General features: G+C 64.0%; 8 protein-coding genes and 1 pseudogene. 5 read left to right on the plus strand and 4 right to left on the minus strand.

Features of this window, described 5'->3' with window-relative positions:
• The first annotated feature begins 3 nt into the window (after window positions 1-3).
• Genes AC097N_RS16320 through AC097N_RS16340 form a run of 5 tightly spaced genes read left to right on the plus strand, consistent with a single transcriptional unit; the run spans window position 4 to window position 6,725 of the window.
• Window positions 4-1,755, plus strand: coding sequence for a hydrogenase maturation protein (locus AC097N_RS16320; protein ID WP_479582838.1), 1,752 nt, complete (start codon window positions 4-6; stop codon window positions 1,753-1,755).
• Window positions 1,752-3,200 (plus strand): sigma-54-dependent transcriptional regulator, encoded by a 1,449-nt coding sequence (locus tag AC097N_RS16325; protein ID WP_479582840.1) that lies wholly within the window; start codon window positions 1,752-1,754, stop codon window positions 3,198-3,200. The genes AC097N_RS16320 and AC097N_RS16325 overlap by 4 nt, the downstream gene beginning before the upstream one ends.
• Window positions 3,201-3,202: 2 nt before the next feature.
• Window positions 3,203-4,228 carry an NADH-quinone oxidoreductase subunit B family protein gene (locus tag AC097N_RS16330; protein ID WP_479582842.1) on the plus strand — a complete coding sequence of 342 codons (1,026 nt, stop codon included), beginning with the start codon at window positions 3,203-3,205 and terminating at the stop codon, window positions 4,226-4,228.
• 10 nt (window positions 4,229-4,238) lie between these two features.
• The gene (locus AC097N_RS16335) at window positions 4,239-5,696 is read left to right on the plus strand and encodes a nickel-dependent hydrogenase large subunit (protein WP_479582843.1); all 1,458 of its coding nucleotides are present in this window, start codon (window positions 4,239-4,241) and stop codon (window positions 5,694-5,696) included.
• A gap of 18 nt (window positions 5,697-5,714) precedes the next feature.
• On the plus strand, window positions 5,715-6,725 hold the full coding sequence (locus AC097N_RS16340; protein ID WP_479582845.1) for a sensor histidine kinase: 1,011 nt from the start codon (window positions 5,715-5,717) through the stop codon (window positions 6,723-6,725).
• Here AC097N_RS16340 and AC097N_RS16345 read toward each other — a convergent pair.
• The 4 genes and pseudogenes from AC097N_RS16345 to AC097N_RS16360 form a co-directional block, all read right to left on the minus strand.
• Window positions 6,722-7,495 carry a VOC family protein gene (locus AC097N_RS16345; RefSeq protein WP_479582846.1) on the minus strand — a complete coding sequence of 258 codons (774 nt, stop codon included), beginning with the start codon at window positions 7,493-7,495 and terminating at the stop codon, window positions 6,722-6,724. The genes AC097N_RS16340 and AC097N_RS16345 overlap by 4 nt on opposite strands.
• 93 nt (window positions 7,496-7,588) lie before the next feature.
• Entirely contained in the window at window positions 7,589-8,626 is a 1,038-nt protein-coding gene (gene fba / locus AC097N_RS16350) for a class II fructose-bisphosphate aldolase (protein WP_479582848.1), read from the minus strand.
• A gap of 102 nt (window positions 8,627-8,728) precedes the next feature.
• Window positions 8,729-9,937 (minus strand): phosphoglycerate kinase, encoded by a 1,209-nt coding sequence (locus tag AC097N_RS16355; protein WP_479582850.1) that lies wholly within the window; start codon window positions 9,935-9,937, stop codon window positions 8,729-8,731.
• Window positions 9,934-10,074, minus strand: a pseudogene (locus tag AC097N_RS16360) (type I glyceraldehyde-3-phosphate dehydrogenase); the annotation flags it as partial. The gene AC097N_RS16355 and the pseudogene AC097N_RS16360, both read right to left, overlap by 4 nt.

The raw sequence follows: 10,074 nt of genomic DNA on the forward strand, positions 1-10,074 counted from the left end.
GCCATGCGCATTCTCTTGCTCTGCCACAGCTTCAACAGCCTGTCGCAACGGCTGTTTACGGCCCTGAAATCACTGGGGCACCAGCTGTCCGTGGAGCTGGACATTTCGGACTCGGTGACTGAAGAAGCCTGTGCCCTGTTCCAGCCGGATTTGCTGATCGCCCCGTTTCTCAAGCGGCTTATTCCTGAATCCGTCTGGCGCTCGGTGGTGTGCCTGGTCGTGCACCCCGGCCCGCCCGGGGACCGCGGGCCCGCCGCACTGGACTGGGCGGTGCTGAAACAGGCGCCTCAGTGGGGTGTCACCGTGTTGCAGGCCAACGCAGATTTCGATGCAGGCCCGGTCTGGGCTCACGCCAGTTTCAACACCCGTGCGGCCAGCAAGGGGAGCCTCTACCGGGCTGAAGTGACCCAGGCGGCTGTGGCGGCCGTGCTGCATGCGGTGGAGCGCTTTGCCGCCGGAGAGCGGCTTGATCCGCCAACCCTACCGGACCCGGCCAGCCTGGCCGTCCCAGCCAGCCACTGGCGGCCAGCCATGCCCCAGGTCATACGCCGCATCGACTGGTTGCGCCGCACCACCGCCGAAATCCTGGCGCGGCTTCGCAGCGCCGACGGCCAGCCAGGCGTTCAGGACGAGCTATGGGGCCTCCCCTGCCATTTATTTGACGCGCATCCTGCAACCGGTTCTGCCCTGCTGGCATTGGCGGGCATCGTTGCTGGCACCGTGGTCGCCCAGCGAGATGGCGCCCTGCTGCGGCGCACCGTCGATGGGGGCGTCTGGATTGGCCAGGTTCGCTTGGCACGCGCCTGCGGCAACGAGGCACCTTTCAAGCTACCAGCCACTCTGGCATTTGCGGCCGAGGCCGCCGCGCTGCCCGTCTGGGCGGTCCCGCTCGAACGCGCGGACGATGAATGGAGCGAATTGCGTTACCGCGAATGTGGGCCTGTGGGCGCTCGCGTGGGTTGCCTGTCTTTTGACTTTTACAACGGGGCCATGTCCACCGACCAATGCTTGCGCTTGCTGGCCGCCTTGCAGCAGGTGAAACAACGCGACACCCGCGTCCTGTTGATAGTTGGCGGGCGTGACTTTTTCAGCAATGGCATCCACCTGAACTGCATTGAGGCCGCGGCGCATCAACCCCAAAACAGCGCCGCCGACGAATCCTGGCGCAACATCCATGCGATGGATGACCTGGCCAGGGAACTCATTGAAACCACCGACCGGATCACCGTGGCGGTGTTGCGCGGCAATGCCGGGGCCGGCGGCGTGTTTCTGGCGCTGGCCGCCGATGAAGTGTGGGCGCACCAGGGGACGGTGCTCAACCCCCACTATCGCAACATGGGCAACCTCTACGGATCAGAATACTGGACTTATTTGCTTCCCAAACGCATCGGGTCAGATGCCGCCCACCACATCATGAAGCAGCGCATGCCGCTCTCCGCAACGGATGCACAGCGCCTGGGCCTGGTGGACCACTGCCTGGACGGCACATCTGACGGCTTTGAAAGCAACGTTATTCAACCGGCACTGGCACTGGCCGTCACCTACAATTTGAACGACCGGATTTTGCACAAGCAAAAGGTCCGCGCTGACGACGAAGCAACCCGCCCACTGGCTGATTACCGCAAAGAAGAATTGTCCCGCATGTACCGCAATTTTTACGGCTTCGACCCCAGCTACCACGTGGCGCGCTACCACTTTGTCCACAAGCTGCCCCACGCCTGGACACCGCGGCACCTGGCCATCCACCGCCCATGAACACTGCTGACGTCTTGCCCACCGTGCTGGTCGTGGACGACGAGGTTCGTTCACAGGAGGCCATGCGCCGCACGCTGGATGAAGACTTTACGGTTTACACCGCCAGCGATGCCGATGAAGCCCGCGAGCGGCTGGAACGCACCGACATCAGCGTGATCCTGTGCGATCAGCGCATGCCCGGACTGACCGGCGTGCTCTTCCTGAAAGAGGTGCGCGAGCGCTGGCCTGACACCGTACGCATCGTGATCTCGGGCTACACCGACTCCGAAGACATCATTGCCGGCATCAATGAAGCGGGTATTTACCAGTACATCCTCAAACCCTGGGTCCCCGACCACCTGCTGGCCACCGTGCGCAACGCCGTGGAGGCGCAGTCCCTGCAGCGCGACACCAACCGGCTGCATCTGGAGTTGCGCACCAGCACACCGGTGCTGCGCCAGCGCGCCACGGCCAAGTTGTCGCGTGCGCGCAGCATTTTTGACTTCGACCGCATTGAACGTGCGCCTGGCAGCCCGCTGGATGCGGTGTGCGAGATGGCAAGACGCGTGGCGCGCTACGACCTGAGCTTGCTGATTCTGGGTGAATCCGGCACTGGCAAAGAGTTGCTGGCCCGGGCCGTGCACTACGCCAGCCCGCGTGCGGGTGGCGCCTTCGTGGTGGAAAACTGTGCCGCCATGCCCGACACACTTCTGGAGTCCGAACTGTTCGGCCACAAACGCGGGGCATTCACGGGGGCCTATGAAGATCACCCCGGACTGTTCCAGCGGGCCAACGGGGGCACCGTTTTCCTCGATGAAATCGGGGAAACCTCGCCGGCGTTCCAGGTACGGCTGCTGCGTGTGCTGCAGGAGCGCGAAGTGCGCCCCGTCGGCGCGGCACACGCTGTTCCCGTGGATGTGCGTGTGGTCGCGGCCACCCACCGCGACCTGGAGCAACGTGTGCGCGACGGCCTGTTTCGCGAGGACCTGTACTACCGCATCGCGGGGGTCTCCATCACCGTGCCACCGCTGCGCGAACGTGCCGGCGACATCGCCCCTATTGCCAGGCGTCTGGCGCATGAAGTCGGTGCCGAACTGGGCTGCCCGCAAGCCTCGCTCAGTGACGAGGCCATGGCCTGCTTGATGGGCTACCCCTGGCCGGGCAATATTCGTGAATTGCGCAACGAAATTGCACGTGCCATGGCCCTCAGCGAAGGCAATGTGGTCGCCGCCCAGTCGTTCTCGTCACGCGTGCTGCACGGTCAGGCGGGCCTGGCCACGGGCGCGCAGGCGGCCAGCCTGCCCCGCAGTGGCAGCCTGAGTGAGCGGCTTGATGCGATTGAGGCCATGGTGCTGCGTGAAACACTGCTGCGCCACCGCTGGAACAAGACCCGCGCGGCCACGGAATTGGGCTTGTCAAGGGTTGGCTTGCGCGGCAAGATGGCCCGCTTCGGACTGGAGGGCTGAGCATGGAAATTTCAGTATCAACGAACGCCAACTTCAATGTGCTGTGGCTTCAGTCCGGTGGATGCGGTGGCTGCAGCATGTCATTGCTGTGTGCCGACACCACAGATTTTCATGGTCAGTTGCGCGACGCCGGTATCAACCTGATGTGGCATCCCTCCCTCTCGCTGGAGAGCGGTCATGAGCTGATCAACATGCTCAACGACATCCTGGCGGGTGGTCTGCGGCTGGATGCCCTGTGTATTGAAGGCTCCCTGCTGCGCGGCCCCCATGGCACGGGCCGCTTTCATGTGCTGGCGGGGACGGGCATTCCCATGATCCATTGGGTTGAGAAGCTTGCCCGCCGGGCGCGCCATGTCGTCGCCGTCGGCAGTTGCGCGGCTTGGGGCGGCGTGACCGCGGGTGGCAACAACCCCACCGACGCGTGCGGCCTGCAATATGACGACGACCGCCTGGGCGGTTTGCTCGGGGCCGAATTTCGCGCCAGGAGCGGCCTGCCGGTGATCAACATCGCGGGCTGCCCTACCCATCCGGGCTGGGTCATTGACAGCCTGATGGCCTTGGCCGCCGACACCTTGACCGAAGTGGACCTGGACACCTTGGGACGCCCCCGCTTTTATGCCGACCAGCTGGTACACCACGGCTGCTCGCGCAATGAATACTACGAGTACAAAGCCAGCGCCGAAAAGCCGTCTGACCTGGGCTGCATGATGGAAAACATGGGCTGCAAGGGCACCCAGGTGCATGCCGACTGCAACACCCGGCCCTGGAACGGCGAGGGCTCCTGCACGCGCGGCGGCTACGCCTGCATTGCCTGCACCGAGCCCGGCTTTCAGGAACCCGGCCACCCTTTTCACAGCACGCCCAAGCTCGCTGGCATTCCCATTGGCCTGCCCACGGACATGCCCAAGGCCTGGTTTGTGGCCCTGGCTTCCCTGTCCAAGTCGGCGACGCCACGTCGCGTCAAACTCAATGCCGTGGCCGACCACCTGGTGGTGGCGCCAGTGGCACGCAAAACCCGACTGAAGTGAAGCCGCTGAAATGACACGTTTACTGGTCGGACCATTCAACCGCGTCGAGGGTGACCTCGAAGTCACCCTCGAAATTGAGGAGGGCCGGGTCACCTCCGCACACGTGAATGCCCCCATGTACCGCGGTTTTGAGCAGATTTTGCAGGGCAAACATCCGCATGATGCGCTGGTCTATGTGCCCCGCATCTGTGGCATTTGCTCGGTGTCGCAGTCCGTGGCCTGCGCGCGGGCACTGGCCAGTCTGGGCGGCATCGAGATGCCACCCAACGGCCAGCACGCCACCAATGTGATCCTGGCCACCGAAAACCTGGCCGACCACCTGACGCACTTCTATCTCTTTTTCATGCCCGACTTCACCCGGCCGGTGTATGCCCACCAGCCCTGGCATGCCGAGGCGCAACGCCGCTTTGCCACGCAGACGGGTGAGCAGACGCGGGCGGCCATTGCGGCGCGGCAACGCTGGTTCACGCTGCTGGGCACGCTGGCGGGCAAGTGGCCGCATACGCAGAGCATTGAGCCCGGTGGCTCCACCCGCCCCATCGAAGCAGCGGAACGCATTCGCTTATTGGCAAAAGTGCGCGAGTTCCGCCGCTTTTTGGAGCGCGAGTTATTTGCCGAACCGCTCGAGTTCATCACGGCCCTGGGCAGCGAAGCAGCGCTGTGGACCTGGCACGCGCAAGACCCCTGGCGTGGCGATTTCCGCCTTTTCCTCAGCATGGTGCAAGACTGCGGCCTGGCCAGCCTCGGTGCAGGACCTGGCCGCTATTTGAGTTTTGGGGCCTACCCGCAACCCCAGGGCGGCTTTGAACTGGGCGGCGGCGTGTGGCAGACCAGTACGGGCGCCTTGTCTGCGCTGGATGTGAGCAGCATCACCGAGGATGCCACCCACGCCTGGCTGTCGGACGCGGCAGGCCCCCGGCACCCACAGGACGGCATCACGCAGCCGGACATCAACAAACCCGACGCCTACACCTGGAACAAGGCCCCCCGCCTGGGCGGCGATGTCATTGAGACCGGCGCCATTGCCAGGCAACTGGCCAGCGCACACCCCTTGATACGGGACGCCGTGGGCCGGCATGGTGGCACGGTCTACACCCGGGTGCTGTCGCGCCTGCTGGAGCTGGCCCGCGTCGTCCCCATGATGGAACGCTGGTTGCAGGAACTCAAAACTAATGAAGCCTATTGCGTGCCCACACCCACCTTCACCGAAGGGGTGGGCGTGGGCCTGAGCGAAGCCGCACGCGGCAGCCTGGGCCACTGGGTGGTGGCCAGCCGGGGCCGCATTGCCAACTACCAGATCGTGGCCCCCACCACCTGGAACTTTTCACCGCGTGACGCCGCCGGCACCCCCGGTGCGCTGGAGCAGGCGCTGGTCGGGGCCCCCGTGCAGCCCGGCGAGATCACCCCCGTGGCGGTACAGCACATCGTGCGCTCCTTTGATCCCTGCATGGTGTGTACCGTGCATTGATCCCGTAAACTGAAAAGCATGCCGCCGCGCCCACCGCCGACACTGCCCCATGCGCCGTCCCCCGGCGGCCTGGAAGGCGTGGACGAATCCACCTGGCTGGACGTGATCCAGAAGATGGACGAGGTGTATTCGCAGCTGATCGATGACGAGATCGAGCTGGAGAAAAAGAACGCCGAGCTTGAGCGCACCAACCAGGAGCTGCGGACCGCCCACGACGCGCTCAAGCGCACGCAGCAGCAGCTGATCCACTCCGAAAAAATGGCGTCCCTGGGCCGCCTGGTGGCGGGCGTGGCGCATGAGCTGAACAACCCGATCAGCTTTGTGCTGGGCAATGTGCATGCCCTGAGCCGCTACTGCGCGCGCCTGGGCACCTATGTGAACGCGGTACACGCGGGCGAAGACACGGCCGCGGTGCAGGCCCTGCGCAAGCAGCTGCGCATAGAACACATGCTGGACGATTTGCCCTCGCTGATTGCCGGCACACTGGAAGGCGCGCAGCGCACCGCCGACATCGTCAACGACCTGAAACGCTTTTCCGCCATGGACCCCGAGGTCAGCCTGCCGGTGAACCTGAACGAGGTGGTGGAACGCGCCGTGCACTGGATCAGCAAGGGCTCCACCCTGCGCTTTGAGCTGCACTGGCAGCCCGGCGCGCCTTGCACCGTGACGGGCAGCGCGGCGCAGCTGCAGCAGGTGTTGATGAATCTGTTGCAAAACGCGCTGGATGCGGTGAGTGGCGCCGGCACCAACGCGCCGGTGATCTGGATTGCCGTAGAGGTGGCCAAGGGCCGCGCCTGTTTGCGCCTGCGCGACAACGGCCCCGGCATTGCACCCGAACACCTCTCACGCATCTTCGACCCCTTCTTCACGACCAAGCCAGTAGGAAAAGGCACCGGACTGGGCTTGTCCATCAGCTACGGCATCGTGGAGCAGCATGGCGGGACCTTGAGGGTGCACAACCATGCAGAAGGCGGAGCGGAGTTTGTGCTGGAGTTGCCGGTGGCGGGAAATCAAACTTCTGCAAACTAGCGCCGCGGTGCGACCATGGAGAACCACGCACCTTGCGGGTCCTGGCAATTCGCAACATACATGGGGCCGGGCACTTCCATGGGTCCGTTCAACACCTTGCCACCGCCAGCCTGAACCCTTTCAATGGCGGCATCCAGGGCGTCGACGTTGAAATAAAAGGCCCAAAACGGGCCGAGGACCTCTGGCATCTTGGTCATCATGCCGCCAGCCGCATCCGGGCCACCGGTAGAGAACAAACGGTAGACGCCCATGGGTCCCATATCCATGTCACTCACCTGGCTCCAGCCGAACAGCTCGGCATACCAGTCGAAAGCCGCCAGACCGTTGCCTGCATGCAGTTCATTCCAGCCCACGGTTCCTGGCGCTTGTGGGGTCGGCTTGAGCGCAGCTGCTTCGCCGCTGGGCTTGAACAGAATGAAAACCGCGCCATGCAAATCGGCAGCCACGGCAAAGCGCCCGACGTTTGGAATGTCTTGGGGTGCTTGAATGATGGAGCCGCCTTTGGCCTGCACCCGCGCAGCCCACACGTCCACGTCAGGGACCGCGATGTAGCCTTGCCAGCAAGCCGGTGCGCCGCGCGCGTTCGCCTCTGCCGGAATCGGCATGATGCCGCCCATGCCTGTGGAACCAGCCGTCAAAACGGTGTACTCGTTCTCGCCGGGAAAAGCCTGCATGCTCCAGCCAAACACCTGCGCGTAAAACGCCTTCGCCGCAGCCGTGTCGGCGGTGATCAGGTCATGCCATACAAAAGGACAAACAGAGGTGCTCATGGGTTGCTCCTGTGGGGGTTGAGGGACCCAATGCTAACGAAAAACAGGCATTCGAGGTAGCGCACAGAAGGCGCATGGTGCTGTCCGGCCCCGTTAGGCATACCGCTTCGCCATCACCTCCAGCGACACCGGCTTGATCTTGCTGCCCATGCCCGCGCAGCCAAACGCCTCAAAGCGCGCCTTGACAATGCCGCGTGCCGCATTCTTGGCCGCCACCAGCGCCTTGCGCGGGTCGAACTCGCTGGGTTGCTGGGCGAACACCTGGCGCATGGCGCCGGTCATGGCCAGGCGGATGTCGGTGTCGATGTTGATCTTGCGCACGCCGCTTTGAATGCCGCGCTGGATTTCTTCCACCGGCACGCCGTAGGTCTCCTTGATGTCGCCACCAAACTGGCGAATAATGGCCAGCCATTCCTGCGGCACGCTGCTGGAGCCGTGCATCACCAGGTGGGTGTTGGGAATCTGGGCGTGGATGGCCACGATGCGGTCCATCGCCAGGATGTCGCCGGTGGGCTTGCGCGTGAACTTGTAGGCGCCGTGGCTGGTGCCGATGGCAATCGCCAGGGCGTCCACACCGGTTTTCTCGACAAAATCCTTGGCCTGCACCGGGTCGGTCAGCATCATCTCGTGGGTCAACTTGCCTTCCGCGCCGATGCCGTCTTCTTCTCCGGCCTCGCCGGTTTCCAGACTGCCCAGGCAACCCAGCTCGCCTTCGACCGAGACGCCAATCGGGTGCGACATCTCGCAGACGCGGCGCGTGATATCCACGTTGTAGTCATAACTGGCGGGCGTCTTGCCGTCGCTCATGAGCGAGCCGTCCATCATCACGCTGGTAAAGCCCGAGCGGATCGACTGCTGGCACACCGCCGCCGAGGTGCCGTGGTCCTGGTGGACGACCACCGGGATGTCGGGGTGCGTCTCGACCGCCGCCAGCATCATGTGGCGCAGGTAGGCTTCACCGGCGTACTTGCGGGCACCCGCCGAGGCTTGCAGAATGACCGGGCTGTCAGTCTCCTGCGCCGCCTCCATGATGGCGATGATTTGCTCCAGGTTGTTGACGTTGAACGCGGGCACGCCGTAGCCGTGTTCGGCCGCGTGGTCCAGCACTTGGCGAAGGGAAACAAAAGCCATGAAAATCTCCTGAAATAATAAAAAAAATGATGAAAAAGGCCTCTAGCGCAGGCAGGACGTGCGCAAGCAGCTATTAAATATGTAGCAAACGTCAATAACGGATCAAGCCGCCGCGCGCTGCTGCAAGATCTCGAAGGCGGGCAAGGTCTTGCCCTCCAGCACCTCCAGAAAAGCGCCGCCACCGGTCGAGATGTAGCCCACGTCTTTCTCGATGCCGTACTTGGCAATGGCGGCCAGGGTATCGCCCCCACCGGCCATGCTGAAGGCGCTGGACTCGGCAATCGCCTGGGCCAGCACCTGGGTGCCGTTCTCAAACGCCGCAAACTCGAACACCCCCACCGGGCCATTCCACACGATGGTGCCGGCCTGCTTGAGTTGCGCAGCCAAACGCTGGGCCGTCTCGGGGCCGATGTCCAGAATCAGGTCGTCGTCCGCCACGTCGGTCGCGGCCTTGACGGTGGCGACCGCATCCGCGCCAAAGGTTTTGGCGGTGACCACGTCGACGGGAATCGGCACTTCGGCCCCCCTCGCCTTCATGGCCGCCATCACGGCCCGGGCCTCGTCGACCAGGCTGGGTTCGGCCAGGCTTTTGCCAATGTTCAGGCCCGCGGCCAGCATGAAGGTATTGGCAATGCCACCGCCCACAATCAACTGGTCCACATTCTTGGCCAGGGCTTGCAGGATGGTGAGCTTGCTGGAGACTTTGGAGCCCGCCACAATGGCCACCAGGGGGTGTTTCGGATGGGCCAGCGCCAGGTTGATGGCGTCAATCTCAGCCGACAAGAGCGGCCCGGCGCAGGCCATCGGCGCGTACTGGGCGATGCCGTAGGTCGTGCCTTCGGCGCGGTGCGCGGTGCCAAAGGCGTCGTGCACAAAGATGTCGCACAGGGCAGCCAGTTGGCGGGCCAGCGCTTCATCGTTCTTTTTCTCACCGACGTTGAGACGGCAGTTTTCCAGCATGACGATCTGGCCCGGTTGCACCGGCTTGCCGTTGACGCTCACGCCGTCCACCCAGTCGGACACCAGCGGCACCTCGCGCCCCAGCAGCACGGCCAGGCGTTTGGCCACCGGCGCCAGCGAGTCTTCGGGCTTGAAGGCACCCTCCACCGGGCGCCCCAGGTGGCTGGTGACCATCACCGCCGCACCGGCGTCCAGCGCCATCTGGATGCAGGGCAAGCTGGCGCGGATGCGCGTGTCTTCGGTGATGTGGCCCTGCGCATCCAGCGGCACATTGAGGTCGGCGCGGATGAACACGCGCCGGTTGGCCGCAAAACCGCTTTTCACCACCTCGGAGAAACGCAACACCTTCACAGCGGGCCTCCCTGGCGGGCGGCCACCACGCGCACCATCTCCAGGCACTTGTTGGAGTAGCCCCACTCGTTGTCGTACCAGGCCACGATCTTCACGAAGGTGCTGTCCAGCGCGATGCTGGCATCAGCATCAAACAC

The sequence above is a fragment of the Rhodoferax sp. LS1R11 genome (genome assembly GCF_056521395.1).